Origin of the sequence: Hyphomicrobium sp., assembly GCF_041659645.1 — a bacterium.
Lineage (GTDB): Bacteria > Pseudomonadota > Alphaproteobacteria > Rhizobiales > Hyphomicrobiaceae > Hyphomicrobium_B.
In genome coordinates, this window is record NZ_JBAZXX010000001.1 from 874,108 (window position 1) to 889,845 (window position 15,738).

Here is a 15,738-nt window from a genome sequence, read left to right on the forward strand (position 1 = left end):
AGCTCCGGCCCCGCTCTGTGCAAAGGGGACTGAATTGGCGGGTTGTTTAGCCGAGTTAGCCGCGACGCACAAGCCGCACGGCGCGCCAAACCTAAGCAATTCGTAATTTTCGGTGGCTTAGGAGCGGCCCATTGCCTCTTGAGCCGTCGGCCCCGGTGGGGCATGGTCCCCGCGGCTTAAGGGTTGAAACATCTTGTTTCCCCATGACTTGGACCAGAAAACCCCATGAGCAGCGACGTTGCAGACCTGGACTCGGCGAGGGCTCAACCCACGGACGAAACCACGCAGCAACGTCAACGCCCCTCGCTCAAGCCGCTGATGACGCTGAAGCCCCTCATTCTTGCTCATAAGGGGGCGCTCTGGGGCGCGATCATCTCGCTGGTCGTTTCCGCGATCGCCATGCTGTCGGTACCGCTCGCCGTTCGGCGCATGATCGACAAGGGCTTCGCAGGCAACGATTCAGCGCTGATCAACAATTACTTCCTGACGCTGATCGGCATCGGCCTCGTTATCGCGATTGCGAGCCCGGCGCGTTTCTACTTCGTCAATTGGATGGGCGAGCGCGTGGTCGCGGATCTCCGCACCAAGGTTTTCACGCAACTCGCCAAGCTCGGACCGGCCTATTTCGACGTCAACCATTCCGGCGAGATCATGAGCCGCCTGACGGCGGATACGACGCAGATCAAAGCTGTTGCGGGTTCCGCGCTCAGCCAGGCGGCACGCAACACGATCATGCTGATCGGTGCGCTCATCATGATGTTCATCACGAGCCCCCAGCTATCGGCGCTCGTGTTGCTTGCGATCCCGATTATCGTTTTGCCGCTCGTCGGCTTCGGGCGTCTCGTTCGCCGCTTGTCGCGGGAAGCGCAGGATACCCTCGGAGAGGCATCGGCCTATGCGTCCGAGAACCTCGCCGCCTATCGGACGATGCAGTCTTACGTCAACGAGAAGACTGTGTCGGATCGCTTTGCACGCGCGGTCGAGCGGACGTTCGTTGCAGCGCGACGGCGGATGCGGGCGCGGGCTGCGCTCACGGGCATCGCGATTTTTCTGACGGTCGCGAGCGTGACGGGCGTGCTCTGGTACGGTGCCTCGGCGGTCATCGCCGGCGACATGACCGGGGGGCGACTCGGTCAGTTCGTTCTCTACGCACTTTTCGCTGCGGGCGCGTTGGCCGAGGTATCGGAAGTCTGGGGTGAAATCAGCCAGGCCGCAGGCGCCGCAGAACGCCTTTCGGAAATGATGGCGACAGTGCCGGAAATCCGCTCGCCGGAGAATCCGACGCCGCTGCCGAAGCCTGCAATCGGAAGCGTCGCGTTCGAGAGCGTCTCGTTTTCCTACGCGGCACGACGGAACGAGAAAGCGCTCGACGGCATCTCGTTTCGCGCAGAGCCGGGCAAGACGTTGGCTCTCGTCGGCGCCTCGGGAGCGGGCAAGAGCACGATCTTCAATTTGCTTTTAAGGTTTTACGATCCCGATACGGGTGTTGTTCGCGTCGACGGTGTGGACGTCAAAGACGCGGATCTCTCGGCGCTTCGCAACCGCATTGCACTCGTTCCCCAGGACGTCGCGCTGTTCGCCGATACGGTTGCTGAAAATATCCGCTACGGAACGCCGGGCGCGACGTTGTCGGAGGTCCGCCGCGCGGCAACGGCGGCGCAGGCCGACGAATTCATTCGCCGCCTTCCCGATGGTTACAACACGCGGCTCGGAGAGCGCGGCACGTCGCTTTCGGGCGGTCAGCGTCAGCGGATCGCGATCGCGCGCGCCATTCTGAAAAATGCGCCGATCCTGCTGCTCGACGAAGCGACGAGCGCGCTCGACGCGGAAAGCGAAGGCGCGGTGCAGCGGGCTCTCGAAAGCCTGATGGCGGACCGGACGACGATCGTCATCGCCCATCGCTTAGCGACGGTTCAGAGGGCCGATCGTATTCTTGTGATGGACAACGGCCGTATCGCGGAAGCGGGCACACACGACGAGTTGGTGCGGCGCGGCGGGATTTACGCGCGTCTTGCCGAACTTCAGTTCGGGCGCGACGCGGCGGAATAGGCCGAAAGGCGGATGCCGCACTTAATCGAATATTAAGATCTGTCTACAGATCATTGTCGCTATGAAAGCGCTCACGGTCATCGTCATCGGTTTTGCTGTTTTCGCGTACGATCTTTCGTTCAACGACGGGCAGATCGTGCGATGGGTGGGATCGTTGCTCGGTCTTGCTTGAGTTCTCGGTGTCCCGTCCAATCGCGTTCACGAGCCTGCAGCCAGCCGCCGCCTAGCGGTTCGTCAGCTTCAACTCGATGCGGCGGTTCTTCTGATAGGCGTCCTCGGTGTTGCCCGTGTCGACAGGCTGGAACTCGGCGTAACCGGCGGCGACAAGGCGGTCCGCTGGAACTCCGCGCGAGATGAGATATTTCACGACGGACGACGCGCGGGCGGTCGAGAGTTCCCAGTTTGAGGGGAATTCCGCTTTCGAGATCGGGCGCGCATCGGTGTGGCCATTGATCTGTAGCGCCCAGTCGATATCTGACGGAATTTCCTTCTGCAGTTCCACGATGGCTTCTGCGATCTGATCCATCGCGGCGGTGCCCTCCGGCGTCAGCGTCGCGGAACCCGACGCGAAGAGGACTTCGGATTCGAACACGAAGCGATCGCCGACGACGCGGATGTCCTTGCGATCCTTCAATAGCGTGCGAAGGCGGCCAAAGAAGTCTGAGCGATAGCGCTTCAATTCCTGGACCTGTTGGGCGAGGGCCGTATTCAACCGCGCGCCGAGGTCCTTGATGGTCTTGTCGCTTTCGGCGCCCTTCTTTTCGGACGCGTTGAGCGCATCGTTCAGCGCCGCGATCTGGCGGCGGAGCGCGACGAGCTGCTGATTGAGCAGGTCGACCTTCGAGAGCGCTTCGGTTGAAATATTCTTCTGCTTGTCGAGGTCGGCGCTGAGGCCCGCGATCTGTCCCGCCGCGTCCTTGGCACGTTCGTCGGCGCCAAGACCGGCACCGGTCAATTTCTCGTTCTCGGATTTGATCGAGGCGAGGGAGGCCTGCAGTGCGGCCAGTTCATCCTGGGCGGATTGCGATTTGCCTTTTTCGAGCGAGAGCAACGAAGTCAGTTCGCTGATCTGCAGCGTCAAGCGCTGGAGGGCGGAATCCTTGCCAGTTGATTCCTGGGCTGAGAAGTACTGCGCAATCATGAAGATCGACATGAGCAGGGTTACGACGAGCAACAGCGTCGATAGCACGTCGACATAGGCGGGCCAGAACTCGCCGTACTCGCCACTGCGGCGGGAGCGTCCGCGCGCCATGCGTTAACCCTCGCGCTTCATCGCATCAGCAAGGCTGCGCAGCATGCTGGCAACCTCAGCCTGCTGTTGGGCCTGTTCGTCGACCCATTCGCGCACAACTTTCTGTTCGGTGCGCATTTGGGTCACGAGTTGATTGACGCCGCGCGCAAGGTCGCGAACTTCCTCCTGAGATTGCGGAGGCGCGGCTTTCACGGCCGAGGTCGGCTGCTCGGCAAGGTGGTTCGTGAAATCTTCAAGCGAGCGCTGCATGTCAACGACGGCTGCGAGAAGCTGGCGGTTGACGTAGTCGCTCGATGAAACGCCGCCAGCGGGCGCCAACTCGGTGCTGCCGGAGAGCCATTCCTCAAGTTCGTTATAGAAACGATTGTGGGCGTGGCTCGCCTGCAGTTCGAGGAAACCGAGGATGAGGGAGCCCGATAAGCCCAACAGCGATGACGAAAATGCCGTTCCCATTCCTTTGAGCGGTGCGGCGAGGCTGGCCTTCAGGTCGCTGAAGAGCTGAACATTGTCGGAAGCTTTGCTATCGAGCGAGTCGATGGCGTGGCCAACTGAGCCGATCGTTTCGAGAAGTCCCCAAAACGTTCCGAGCAGGCCGAGAAAAACGAGCAGGCCGACGAGATAGCGGCCGGTATCGCGGGCTTCATCGAGGCGCGAACCGATCGAATCCATGAAGGAGCGCATTGCGGCGGTCGACAGCGACAGGGTGCCGGTTCGGTCGCGCAGCATGGTCGCCATCGGGGCCAGCAGGACGGGGCGGGCGCTGATCGAAAGCCCGGGGTCCGAGATGCGGTAGGCGTTGACCCATCGAATTTCGGGATAGAGGCGAAAGACTTGGCGGTAGGCGTAAATGATGCCGAGAAGCAACGTGCCCAAAATCAGGCCGTTGAGGCCCGGATTGTTCAGGAAGGAGTGTTGTAACTGATCGAAGAGAATGGCGGCCAGAAAGCCGACAAGCGTCAGAAAAATCGTCATGCGCAATAAAAAGACACCGGGTGGTGTCAGGCGCCGTGAAACCGGCGCGAGTGCCGAGGCATCGCCCGGACGGATCTTGGCCATTCTTCGTCTCCGGAACGTCCCCGCTGTCCCAACACGAGACCTTAGCGCAACGCTGTGACATCGAAAACCGGCAACATCATGCCGGAGTCCAGATTTCCTCGGGACATCCGGACGTGTCTCAGGCGTTAGAGATCAGGCCTTGGAGAAGAGCACAGAGCCAAACACTTTGTGAAGGTGAAGATTGGCAGCGAGCACGTCGCCGCTGTCGAGCATCTTATCGCCGCCCTTGAGATCGCTGACGAAGCCGCCTGCCTCGCGGACGATCACAATTCCGGCCGCGATGTCCCAGGCTTTCAGGTTATGCTCCCAGTAGGCGTCGAAGCGGCCGGCCGCGACGAATGCAAGGTCGAGCGCCGCCGATCCGGTCCGGCGGATGCCCGCGACTTCGCCCATCAGCAGTCCCATCTCCTTGAGGAAACGGGGATGGCCCTCGCGGCCGCGATGGGGGATGCCCGTCGTCACCAGGGCATCGGCCGCGGTTTTGCGCGCGGCAACGCGGAGGCGGCGGTCGTTCATGTAGGCGCCTTTGCCCTTCTCGGCGGTGAAGAGCTCGTCGCTGGCGGGGTTATAGATCACCCCGGCAACAAGCTGGCCCTCACGCTCCAGGCCGATCGAAATGGCGAACATCGGGTTCGAATGGAGGAAATTCGTCGTGCCATCGAGCGGATCGACGATCCAGCGGTGTGATTTGTCGGCGCCGATGATTTCGCCGCGTTCTTCCATCAGGAAGCCGTAGCCGACGCGGGCCTTCGACAGTTCCTTGAAGATGATGTCCTCAGCCTTGTGGTCGGCCGCGGAGACGAAGTCGCCCGGGCCTTTGATCGAGACCTGCAGATGCTCGACCTCGCCGAAATCACGGACGAGGCTGCGCCCGGCCTTGCGCGCCGCGGATATCATGACGTTCAGGGTCGGGGATACGTTGCTGCTCATGTCGAGATATCCGGGAATGGCGCGGGAAAAGGCGGAGACGCGGCTCTAACGGCTCTTCACGACCGTGGCAAGGTGACGGAAAGCCTAAGGAACCGCGGACATCTCGGGATCGACCGCGATGCGGTCCATCCACGCGGAGGCTTCGACCGCCGCTTTCAGGCGATCGGCTTTCGACATTTTTGCAAGAATCTCGTCGAAGGCTTTGTCCTCGATGCCGTTCTTTTGGGCGATCAGTCTCCATTTCGCGGCTTCGATGGGGTCTTTCTTGACCTTGATGCCTTCAAGGTAAACGTAACCCAGGCGGTTCTGGGCACCCGGAATGTCTTTTTCCGCTGCGGCCTTCAACAGAGCCGGAATCTTGACCTCGTCATTCGTCAGGCCGTAGCCCTGAAGCAGCCGCACGGCATAATCGTATTGGGCAACCGCGAGGCCGTGGTCGGCGGCGCGCGATAGCCATCTCGCGGCTTCAAGCGCGTTGGCGTCAACGCCGGTTCCGGTCTGGAAAAGGTCCGCGAGGTCGTACTCCGCTTGAGGGATGCCTTTCTCGGCGGCGTAGCGGATGTGCTGGTAGGCCCGAATTGGGCTTAAGGGCTTGCCGTTGCCATTGAGGAACAGCAGGCCGAGATTGTAATTGGCTTCGGCGTTGCCCGTGAGGGCGGCTTTCTCAAAAAGCTCTCCGGCGGTCTTGAAATCTTTTTTGACGCCGCGCCCCTGCGCGTAGGACATGCCGAGCGCGAAGGTACCCTGAACGTCGCCCATGTCGGACGCGCGCTTGAAGTACTCGTCGGCCTTGCCATTGTCTTTCTGGACGCCGAGGCCGTCGGCGTAGATACGGCCTATGAGTGTGTTGGCCTGCGGCTCGCCGCGAGCGGCTGCTTCCTCGGCGAGTTTCAACGCGGTGAGGTATTGGCCTTGGTCGAAGGCGGTGTAGGCAGCGTCGTCGCCGGTGGCGGGAACGAGCGAGGGCATTCGGGTCTTCATGCCAACGGCGGCGGGCGCATTGGGTCCGGCTTCCGGAGCGGTCGATTTGGGCGCTGGCGCGAGCTTTGGGATGGTCGTTTCGTCACGCGAGAACCACGAGCTGCTTTCGGCCACGGCACGTGCCGACGAGGCACCGAGGCCGAGCGCGGCGACGAAAGCCAAACAAACCGATGTTCTCGCCGCGAGTACGTTCATTCCGCTGACTCAGGCATGCGCAGGGCTTCTGAAAATTCGCGGACACGGGCGGCGGCGTCTGGTCCCGGTTCCGAACTCGTCACACGGACGGAGACAAAGTCGGCGCCGGCAACAGCCAACTGATGCGCTGCTTCGCTGTCGGGAACGTCGAAGGCCACGCAAGGGATCTCGAACAGTTCGCTCCACCATACGATGAGATCGCGCTGACGCTCGGCGGCCTTCGCACGATCCTCGACGTGAGGCGGAATGCCGAATGCCACATAATCGGCACCGGCATCGCCCAGTTCCATAGCGTCGTGGCGGCTGCGCCCGGCGTCGGCGCCGACGATCGACTTAGGCGCGGCCTGACGCTGCGTTTTGAATGCTTCGCCGATATCCGGCGACCACAGAACATGAACGCCATCGGCGCCGAGCTTCGCCGCATCGCCGGCGCTCGACGCGATGAGCATCGCGATACCCTTCTCTTGGGCGCGGGCGATAAGTGCGCGGGCAATTGCGGCGTCGAGTTCTACGCCCGGAGCAGAGCGCAGAAGGGCGCTTTCGATTGGAGCCGCGTCGATCGCGGATGAAAGCACGCCGAGCGCCTGCGCGGCGGAACCGCCATCGAATTGGAAGTCCAAATATAAGCTGCTCGAGGTGGACACGCGGGGAGGGCTCCGGATTTTGAATGTTCAATTCGGTTCGGATTGCGGCGGAAACAAGAAGCGCCAGCTATCAACCGGGTTTCGTTCCCTGCGTTGCAATAAACGGGGCTATACTCAAGTCGAATCGGGTTTTAAGGGCCACAGCACGGTTTTTTCGCCGGATTCGGGCTGTCGCGCAGTTTACCAGACTTCGGGAACGGGTCATGGTCGCCCATCTCTGAGTTTAGGCGTTTTTCCGCCAACTTGAGGGCTCACGTAGTGTCGGCAGTGTCGGCATGCCGCGCCTCTCGCCCTATCGGAGCCAAACGGGGAATGATCAAACAAGTCACGCTTCGCCTTCTCGGCGTTAGTTTGTTGGGGATCTGCTGGGCTGGAAATGCTCCAGCGGTCATGGCCGAGACGGCAGGACAGGATTCTTCGAGCGGTTCGACAACGTATTTTCCGCAGTCGCAGAAGCCGCCTGCGGATGCGCCCGCTACGACGGCTGCTCTGCCAACATCATCCGATCCGCCAAAGGACGCGCTTCCGGCCGCATCCGCGGTCCCGCCGAAGAAGGTTGAGCCCGCTTCGACCGCGGCGGTGACGCCACCAGCCGTGGAAACGCCAGCATCGCCTGCGGCCGTCGATTCCAAAGCGATAGATTCCAAGCCCGATGCGGCGCCTTCGACGCCGCCTACGGATACGGCGATCGTGACGCCACCAGCGTCGGAGGCTCCGGCGGCCTCGCCTGCACCGACGGCTGAGCCTTCGGCCGACAGCAAGCCCGCTGCCGCGACGGCCGAGCCAGCGACGCCGCCTGCTGCCGATACGGCGCAACAGCCGAAGCCTGCCGAGACGACGCCTGTTGCTGCGCCACCCGCACCGCCGCCGGTCAATCCGATCGTCGAAGCTGCGCGGTCGAAGCTTTCCGATAAAGCGCTCGCAGGCCGAAACAACACCAACGACGACGTGACTGCGGCGCGCGATTACTACAATGCGCACACCGAGCCGTTGTGGGTCAGCGGCGGCGAATTCACGCGTAAGGCGAAGGAACTCATCGCGACGCTGAAGAACGCCGACGACTGGGGTCTCGAGTCATCTGATTTCGTCATTCCGTCGGTTAGCGACGGAGCCGCGGCGGGAGGAGCCGCGGAAGCACAACTCACGCTGTCCGCCTTGAAATACGCGCGGTACGCGCGGGGCGGCCGTCTCGATCCGGTTTCGCTGAGCAACATCCTCGACATGAAACCGCCGGTCAAAGACGCGAAGTCCGCGATGCGTGAACTCGCGAACGCTTCGGATCCGGGAGCGTACTTGCGCGGGCTCAATCCAAAGCACGTCGGCTTCGAACGGCTTCGCCAAGCGCTGCTGAAGGCGCGCGGTGGCGCGGTGGCTGAGGAGCCGGTCGATCCCGCACTTCTCGTCAAGCTGCCGGCCAAGGGCAAGACGCTGAAGAGCGGCGTCAAGGACGATCAGGTTGCGCTGCTGCGTCAGCGACTCAAGGCTCCGGCAGACGATCCGGCGAACGATGTCGTTTACGATGACAAGCTTGCCGACGCTGTCCGCGCCTTTCAGCACGACAACGGTCTCAAAGCGAACGGCGTGGTGAACAATCGCGTGCGGTCCGCCCTGAACAGCGCGGGCCAGCCCAAGAAGACGAGGTCTAGCCCATCGGAGAATGTAGATCGGCTCATTGCCAACATGGAGCGCTGGCGGTGGCTGCCGACCGATCTTGGCAAGTTCTATGTCATGAACAACATTCCGGAATATACCAGCGAGATCTGGAAAGACGACCGAATAGAGCTGAAGCAGAGAATGATCGTTGGTCAACCGTCGTGGCCGACGCCGTTGCTCTCCGCGAAGATGCAGTTCGTGATTTTCAAGCCGAGCTGGGGCATGCCGGACGGCATCAAGGCCAAGGAGCTTGCACCGCGTCTTCGGCAGGCATCGGGGAATTCCGGTTTTGGCTTCTTCGACCAATTGTTCGGCGGCGGCGGCGGTTATACCGGCGCGGACGTGATCTCCGCCTATAAGCTGCAGGTTTATTCCAATGGCCAACGCGTAGACCCGAATTCCGTCAACTGGAAAACGGCCGATGTTCGCCAGTACAGCTTCATTCAGCCGCCGGGAGCCGATAATCCGCTCGGGCTCGTGAAATTCCGTTTCCCGAATAGGCATGACGTCTACATGCACGATACGCCGGAGCGGGGCTTGTTCAGCCAAAGTGCGCGGGCTCTGAGCCACGGTTGCATGCGTGTCCAGGACCCCCGTCGGACAGCCGAAGTCATTCTCGGCGAAGACAAAGGCTATTCGCCGGAAAAGGTCGGCGAGCTTTGGGATGGCGGCGCCAGCGTTACGCTATCGAAAGAAGTGCCGGTCTATCTCGTCTACTTCACGGCGCGCATCGGTGACGACGGTCAGCTCGATAACTACTCCGATGTCTACGGAATCGACGGCCGCGTGATGTCGGCGCTACGAGGACATCCGGTACGCTTCATCGCGCAGGAAGCGATTGATCCGACGGAAGCTTCGGAGCCGGGCGCCGGCGCCAGTGTTTCGAACGATGCGGGATCGGACGATCTTCAGGATACTCGCCAGCAGGATGATCGGCCGGATGGTCGGCCGGCCAAGCGGAGTGCAACGGCGAAGAAGTCCGGAGGCGGGAACAATCCTATCCAGGATGCGCTCTCCAATATCTTCCTGAACTGAGCACGCTTTACCGAACAACGAAAAAGGGCGGATCGCTGGATCCGCCCTTTTTTGATTCAAGCGATGCGTTAGCCGCGCGTCAGGCGGCTTTTTCGAGCGTCTCGTTCCACTTTCCGAGCGCGGCCAAGCTGTTCATTTTTGCGCGATGCGTGAACGCGCGCTGACCGGCAGCGACGTTCTCCGGCTTGCCGCCCCAAGCCTGGATCGCAGCGGCTTGCAACGCGCGGCCGTAAGAGAAGGTCATCGGCCAGGGTAACGGACCCGAGGAGTTCATCAGCGAGAGATGCTCGGTGGCGGCTTCGTCCGACTGGCCGCCAGAAAGGAACGCGATGCCCGGAACGGCTGAAGGCACCGTCGCCTTCAGGCATCGAACGGTCTTTTCCGCGACTTCGGCGGCGCTTGCCTGTTTCGGGCATTTTTGGCCGGCGATGATCATATTCGGCTTCAGGACGATACCTTCGAGGTTCACGCGAGCGTCGTAGAGTTCGCGGAAGACCGTACGCAGCGTCCACTCCGTCACGCGATAGCATTCGTCGATGTCGTGGCTGGAATGCGCGCCGTCCATCAGCACCTCGGGCTCGACGATCGGAACGATATTGGCTTCCTGCGCCAGGGCGGCGTAGCGGGCCAGGGCGTGGGCATTCGCCTTGATGCAATTCCAGGACGGCAGACCGTCGTCAATGGTGATGACCCCGCGCCATTTCGCGAAGCGAGCGCCGAGCTTGTAGTATTCGGCGAAACGCTCACGCAGGCCGTCGAGGCCTTCCGTGATCGTCTCGACCTTCGATGTCGGGCCGGGAAGCGGTTTGGCGCCCATGTCGACCTTAATGCCGGGGAGCGAGCCTGCGGACTTCATGATGTCGACGAGGGGCGTGCCGTCCTTCGCCTTCTGGCGGATCGTTTCGTCATAGAGAATGACGCCCGAGACGTAGTTCTTCATGCCCTCGGTCGCGCGGAACAACATCTCGCGGTAGTCGCGGCGGCTGTCCTCAGTGGACGTCAGCTTAATGCCGTCGAAGCGCTTCTTGATCGTGCTCGTGCTTTCGTCGGCGGCAAGAATGCCCTTACCCGGTGCTACGAGAGCGCGGGCGATATCCTCGAGTCTGTCGCTCATACTTTGTCTCCGCAGGCCGTTTGATCTTTAATACTCGCAAGAACGGGCGCCGTTGCCGACGCCCGCCCGAATTCCGGCTCAGATGAGCTTGGACATCGCGACCGCGGTGTCGGCCATGCGGTTCGAGAAGCCCCATTCGTTGTCATACCAGGAAACGACGCGAACGAAGTTGCCGTCAATCACTTTGGTTTGATCGAGCGCGACCGTCGAGGACGACGGGTCGTGGTTCAGGTCCATCGACACCAGCTTTTCGTTCGTCACGGTCAGGATGCCCGACAGCCGGTTCGACTTCGCGGCTGCGATGATGGCGTTGTTCACCTCTTCAGCCGTCGTGTTGCGCTTGGCGACGAATTTGAAGTCGATCAGTGACACGTTCGGCGTCGGGACGCGCATGGATGCGCCATCGAGCTTGCCGTTGAGCTCGGGGATGACGAGGCCGACGGCCTTGGCGGCGCCGGTCGTCGTCGGGATGATGTTCAACGCCGCGGCGCGGCCGCGGTAGAGATCCTTGTGCAGGGTGTCGAGTGTCGGCTGGTCGCCTGTGTATGAGTGGATCGTTGTCATGAAGCCGTGGGCGATGCCGAAGGCGTTGTGGAGCACATGAGCGACGGGCGCGAGGCAGTTCGTCGTGCAGGATGCGTTCGAGACGACGACGTGCTCCTTCGACAGCTTGTCATCATTGACGCCGTAAACGACGGTCAGGTCGGCATTGTCGGCGGGAGCGGAGACGAGAACGCGCTTGGCGCCGGCGTCCAAATGGGCCTTCGCCTTTTCCTTCGAAGCGAAGATGCCCGTGCATTCGAGCGCGATGTCGATGCCCATCGCCTTATGGGGAAGCTCGGCGGGGTTCCTGATCGCCGTGACCTTGATCGGGCCGGTGCCGGCGTCGATCGTGTCGCCCTCGACCTTCACTTCCTTCGGAAAGCGGCCATGCACGCTGTCATAGCGCAGCAGGTGGGCGTTGGTTTCGACGGGGCCGAGATCGTTGATGGCGACGACTTCGATGTCGGTCCGTCCGCTCTCGATGATTGCGCGCAGCACGTTGCGACCGATGCGGCCGAAACCGTTGATCGCGACCTTCACAGCCATTCTTGGGGGTCCTCCGGAGCTGAGAATTGTGACGGACGCGGACAAGTTCGCTGTCTCATTGCCGTCCGTCTCAAGGTTTTCGGGTCTTTAACGTCAGTTGGTGGCCGCCTGTCAATCAGGCAAGACTAAGGGTTTGGGTTACGCTCGCGGAATTCTTTTCATTCCGAACGGGGGAAACACGGTCTCGTTTGTTGACGTCGTTTACCTTAGCCACGTAACCTAAAGACCAAGCATAGGTGATCGATGCGTCAATCGTGTCGCCCGAGAGGGCGATAAGAGGCCATGACTGAACGCAACACACTTAAAATCAAGCGCGCGGAAGACTCGAAGTCTGCCCGCAAGCCGCTAGGGGACGTCGATTTGCGTGCGGAGAACGCACGCCTGCGGACCGAGCTTGCGACCGCGCAGCAGCGTATCGCGGAGCTTGAGCAACGGACGGCGGATGCGCTCAACCGCATTGATTGGGTTCTCGATTCGCTCCATAGTCTGCAGGAGAACGAGTGACCGTGAGCGTCGTTCAGGGGGAGACCGGCAGGGTCGCCGGACAGGATGGCTGAAGTCCCGTTCACCTTTAATCAGCGCACCTATCGCTTCCATTGTGACGAGCACGATGCCCGACGCCTTTCGGACATCGTCGAGTATTTCACGTCAAAATTAGATGGGCTGGTCCGGGAGCATGGCTCTGTCGGCGATGAGCGACTGATCCTGATGGCTGCGTTGATGATTACCGACGAACTTTTTGATGCCCGCGCCGATGTCGACGACCTGTTGGAGGGCAGCGCGGCCGAGCTCCGGTCCACCGCAATTCGCAGCCTCGAGGCTGACGAGGATGGCAAGCCGGAGAAACGCCGGGCGTAGATGCCGGTGTAAAGGCCCTGCGACGGCTCTGGATTTTTCGCTCCAGGTCACATACATCTACAGATGCTGCGGGGCTCGTCAGGGACAATATGACCCGGGGGCCTATAAGATCCGCACGGGTGCTGTCCCTGACCGGAGCCGTGGCTCCGGACACATGGTGCCCACCTACACTCGTAGGGACCACGCGGGATCATCGTCTCAACGGCCTTCGCGGCATTACTCTTTAACGGCAGATCAGACAGGTTGGCGTCAAACGGCGAAGTGATGGCGGACGCAAAAAAAGAGCTGCGCGCCGCAGCGGTGTTACGGCGGAAGGAAGCTTTCGAGCGCCACGGGACGGAGGCGAGCCGGATGATCGCCGCCCAAGGTCTCGATTTTCTCGGCATAAAGCCGGAGGCGACGATTTCGGGATTTGCCGCCATTTCCGACGAAATCAATCCAATCGCGCTGATGACGTGGCTGCAGGCGGAGGGTTTCCGGCTGGCGCTTCCGGTCATGCAGGGACGTGGAAAGCCGCTCCTGATGCGCTCCTGGTCGCCTGGCGACGCCATGGCGCCGGCGGCCTGGGGCATTGCCGAACCACTGGACGACAAGCCGGCCGTCGATCCGGATATCGTTCTGGTGCCGCTGCTGGCGTTCGACGGGCGCGGATATCGCCTCGGGTACGGCGGCGGGTTCTACGATCGGACGCTTAACCGGCTGCGGAAATTGAAGCGGATCGTTGCCGTCGGTCTGGCCTACGACGAACAAAAGGTCGACGCCGTGCCGGTCGAAAGCTATGACGAAAAGCTCGATTGGGTCCTGACGCCCTCAGGGCCCCAAAAATGCAAATAAATCTCATTCAGGTTTTTCATGCGTCTTCTGTTTCTCGGCGATATCGTCGGCCGGTCGGGCCGCGCGGTGGTTTGCGATGCGTTGCCCGGCCTCATCAAGCAATATGGCTTGGATTTCGTCGTCATCAACGGTGAGAATTCGGCGGGCGGCTTCGGTATAACGGAAGCCATTTTCAACGATCTGATCGACGCCGGAGCCGATTGCGTCACGCTCGGAAATCATTCGTTCGATCAGAAGGAAGCCCTCGTCTTCATCGAGCGGCACGAGCGGCTGATCCGGCCCCTCAACTATCCGAAGGGAACGCCGGGAAAAGGCGCGACGCTGCTGCGTTCGAAGAAGGGCGCGGACGTGCTCGTCATCAACGCGATGGGACGGGTGTTCATGCCGGAAATCGATTGCCCGTTCCGCGCCATCGATGCGGAGCTGACGGCGTGCGCGCTGAAGCGGGAAGCCGATGCGGTTCTGATCGATTTTCACGCCGAGGCGACAAGCGAGAAACAAGCGCTGGGCGTATTCCTAGACGGGCGCGTCAGTCTCGTGGTCGGAACGCATACGCATACGCCGACGGCGGATGGCCGCATTCTACCAAGCGGGACCGCCTACATGTCGGACGCGGGCATGTGCGGGGACTACAACTCTGTCCTCGGTATGGATGTCGAGGAGCCTATCAACCGGTTTCTGACGAGAATTCCGCGCGGCCGTTACGAACCGGCGGTCGGGCCGGGAACGATTTCGGGCTTTGCCGTCGATACCGATGACAGCACGGGTCTTGCGGTAAATGCCGGGCCTTTACGGCTCGGGCCTCACCTCGAACCGGCCATGCCGTCTTTCTGGACGGCGGGTTAGGGCCTGCACGGCGTTTAAACGACCCCGCCCTTGACCGCCGCGCGGCCGTTGCGCAAAAGACGGGGCTCCGCGGCAATTCCCAAACGCAATGAGCACGAGCATGGCTGGCCATTCCCAATACAAGAACATCATGCACCGGAAGGGCAAGCAGGACGCCATGCGTTCGAAGCTCTTCGCCAAGTTCGCGCGCGAGATAACGGTTGCGGCCAAATCCGGCACGCCGGATCCGGATATGAACCCGCGACTTCGCCTCGCGATCCAAGAGGCGCGGGCCGAGAATATGCCGAAGGACAACATCGAGCGCGCGATCAAGAAGGCGCAAGGCGGCGATCTCGCGAACTATGAGGCCGTGCGCTACGAGGGCTATGCACCCGGCGGCGTCGCGGTGATGGTGGAAGCGCTGACCGACAATCGCAACCGCACGGGCGGCGTGGTCAGAAGCGTGTTTACGAAATTCAGCGGCAACCTCGGCGCGACCGGCTCCGTCAGCCATATGTTCAATCATATTGGCGAAATCACCTATAAGTCGGGGGCCGGTTCGGCGGAGGCTGTTCTCGAGGCGGCAATCGAGGCTGGCGCCGACGACGTGCAATCGGACGACAACGGCCATTTGATTTCGTGCGCCTTCGAAACGCTCGGCACAGTTGCGGCGGCGCTGGAAAAAACCCTCGGCGAAGCGCAAAGCGTCAAGTCGGTCTGGAAGCCAAACCTCACGACCACGGTCGATGAGGACGGGGCTCAGACGATCATGAAAATGCTTTCGGCGCTCGAAGATGACGACGACGTTCAGAATGTCTACGCCAACTTCGAAATACCGGACGATGTCATGAAGAAGCTGACGGCGGCCTGATCGCCGGCCTGAAGTCTTGGGGAGCTATCCGGCGTAAAAGGCGCCGAAGACCATCGCGACCAGCCCGGCGATGATCATCAGGAGGCCGACGATGCCGAGGAATTGGGCCATCGAGTTGCGGAAGCGGGCCATGGCACCACCTCTGGCAGATGTTGCCGGTTTGATCTGACTTCTTCCCGGAGAATTTTTGCGAAGCTTGTTAATGGCGGCGCTGGCCGTCAGGGCGGCGATCTCGGCGCGGCTATCATTTCGTCTAGCCCAGCGAAATAGCCAGAAACCGCCAAGGATCAGCAATATGCCCGCCACAATCCATCGTGGATGGGCGAAGGTCGGGTCCATTATATCCTCTGCG

15 protein-coding genes and 1 other RNA gene are annotated in these 15,738 nt (G+C 61.4%); 8 read left to right on the forward strand and 8 right to left on the reverse strand.

Annotation, left to right across the window (positions count from 1 at the left end; genetic code table 11):
• Positions 1-225 precede the first annotated feature (225 nt).
• Positions 226-2,049: an ABC transporter transmembrane domain-containing protein gene (locus WC811_RS04070; RefSeq protein WP_372641238.1), complete on the forward strand. Its 1,824-nt coding sequence runs from the start codon at positions 226-228 to the stop codon at positions 2,047-2,049.
• A gap of 223 nt (positions 2,050-2,272) precedes the next feature.
• On the opposite strand, the gene WC811_RS04075 is transcribed toward WC811_RS04070, so the two are convergent.
• From WC811_RS04075 to WC811_RS04095, 5 genes are all read right to left on the reverse strand, one after another.
• Complete coding sequence (locus tag WC811_RS04075; RefSeq protein WP_372641240.1) at positions 2,273-3,301, reverse strand: peptidoglycan -binding protein; 1,029 nt, start codon at positions 3,299-3,301, stop codon at positions 2,273-2,275.
• A 3-nt stretch (positions 3,302-3,304) separates the two neighbouring features.
• Entirely contained in the window at positions 3,305-4,357 is a 1,053-nt protein-coding gene (locus WC811_RS04080) for a flagellar motor protein MotA (protein WP_372641242.1), read from the reverse strand.
• Positions 4,358-4,489: 132 nt separating this feature from the next.
• Positions 4,490-5,287 (reverse strand): inositol monophosphatase family protein, encoded by a 798-nt coding sequence (locus tag WC811_RS04085; protein WP_372641244.1) that lies wholly within the window; start codon positions 5,285-5,287, stop codon positions 4,490-4,492.
• Between the two features lie 84 nt (positions 5,288-5,371).
• Positions 5,372-6,463, reverse strand: a complete 1,092-nt coding sequence (locus WC811_RS04090; protein WP_372641246.1) for an SEL1-like repeat protein — start codon at positions 6,461-6,463, stop codon at positions 5,372-5,374.
• Positions 6,460-7,083 carry a thiamine phosphate synthase gene (locus WC811_RS04095; protein WP_372641248.1) on the reverse strand — a complete coding sequence of 208 codons (624 nt, stop codon included), beginning with the start codon at positions 7,081-7,083 and terminating at the stop codon, positions 6,460-6,462. Before WC811_RS04095 ends, WC811_RS04090 begins: the two co-directional genes overlap by 4 nt.
• A 336-nt stretch (positions 7,084-7,419) precedes the next feature.
• On the opposite strand from WC811_RS04095, the gene WC811_RS04100 reads away from it, so the two are divergent.
• Complete coding sequence (locus WC811_RS04100) at positions 7,420-9,795, forward strand: L,D-transpeptidase family protein (protein ID WP_372641250.1); 2,376 nt, start codon at positions 7,420-7,422, stop codon at positions 9,793-9,795.
• A 79-nt stretch (positions 9,796-9,874) separates the two neighbouring features.
• On the opposite strand, the gene WC811_RS04105 is transcribed toward WC811_RS04100, so the two are convergent.
• On the reverse strand, positions 9,875-10,909 hold the full coding sequence (locus WC811_RS04105) for a class I fructose-bisphosphate aldolase (protein ID WP_372641252.1): 1,035 nt from the start codon (positions 10,907-10,909) through the stop codon (positions 9,875-9,877).
• A gap of 78 nt (positions 10,910-10,987) precedes the next feature.
• Positions 10,988-11,998, reverse strand: coding sequence for a type I glyceraldehyde-3-phosphate dehydrogenase (gap, locus tag WC811_RS04110; protein ID WP_372641254.1), 1,011 nt, complete (start codon positions 11,996-11,998; stop codon positions 10,988-10,990).
• Between the two features lie 282 nt (positions 11,999-12,280).
• Between gap and WC811_RS04115 the strand changes: the two genes are divergently transcribed.
• The 6 genes from WC811_RS04115 to WC811_RS04140 all read left to right on the forward strand — a co-directional run bounded on the left by WC811_RS04115 (position 12,281) and on the right by WC811_RS04140 (position 15,386).
• Entirely contained in the window at positions 12,281-12,502 is a 222-nt protein-coding gene (locus WC811_RS04115; RefSeq protein WP_372641256.1) for a hypothetical protein, read from the forward strand.
• A 45-nt stretch (positions 12,503-12,547) separates the two neighbouring features.
• A complete protein-coding gene (locus tag WC811_RS04120) occupies positions 12,548-12,856 on the forward strand; it encodes a cell division protein ZapA (RefSeq protein ID WP_372641258.1) in 309 nt (102 codons plus the stop codon).
• 60 nt (positions 12,857-12,916) lie between these two features.
• Positions 12,917-13,077, forward strand: a non-coding RNA gene (gene ssrS, locus WC811_RS04125) — 6S RNA.
• Positions 13,078-13,120: 43 nt separating this feature from the next.
• On the forward strand, positions 13,121-13,690 hold the full coding sequence (locus WC811_RS04130) for a 5-formyltetrahydrofolate cyclo-ligase (RefSeq protein WP_372641260.1): 570 nt from the start codon (positions 13,121-13,123) through the stop codon (positions 13,688-13,690).
• Positions 13,691-13,708: 18 nt separating this feature from the next.
• Positions 13,709-14,536, forward strand: coding sequence for a TIGR00282 family metallophosphoesterase (locus tag WC811_RS04135; protein ID WP_372641262.1), 828 nt, complete (start codon positions 13,709-13,711; stop codon positions 14,534-14,536).
• A 100-nt stretch (positions 14,537-14,636) separates the two neighbouring features.
• Positions 14,637-15,386: a YebC/PmpR family DNA-binding transcriptional regulator gene (locus WC811_RS04140; protein WP_372641264.1), complete on the forward strand. Its 750-nt coding sequence runs from the start codon at positions 14,637-14,639 to the stop codon at positions 15,384-15,386.
• A 24-nt stretch (positions 15,387-15,410) separates the two neighbouring features.
• Here WC811_RS04140 and WC811_RS04145 read toward each other — a convergent pair whose 3' ends face one another.
• A complete protein-coding gene (locus WC811_RS04145) occupies positions 15,411-15,725 on the reverse strand; it encodes a hypothetical protein (RefSeq protein ID WP_372641266.1) in 315 nt (104 codons plus the stop codon).
• Between the last annotated feature and the right edge of the window lie 13 nt (positions 15,726-15,738).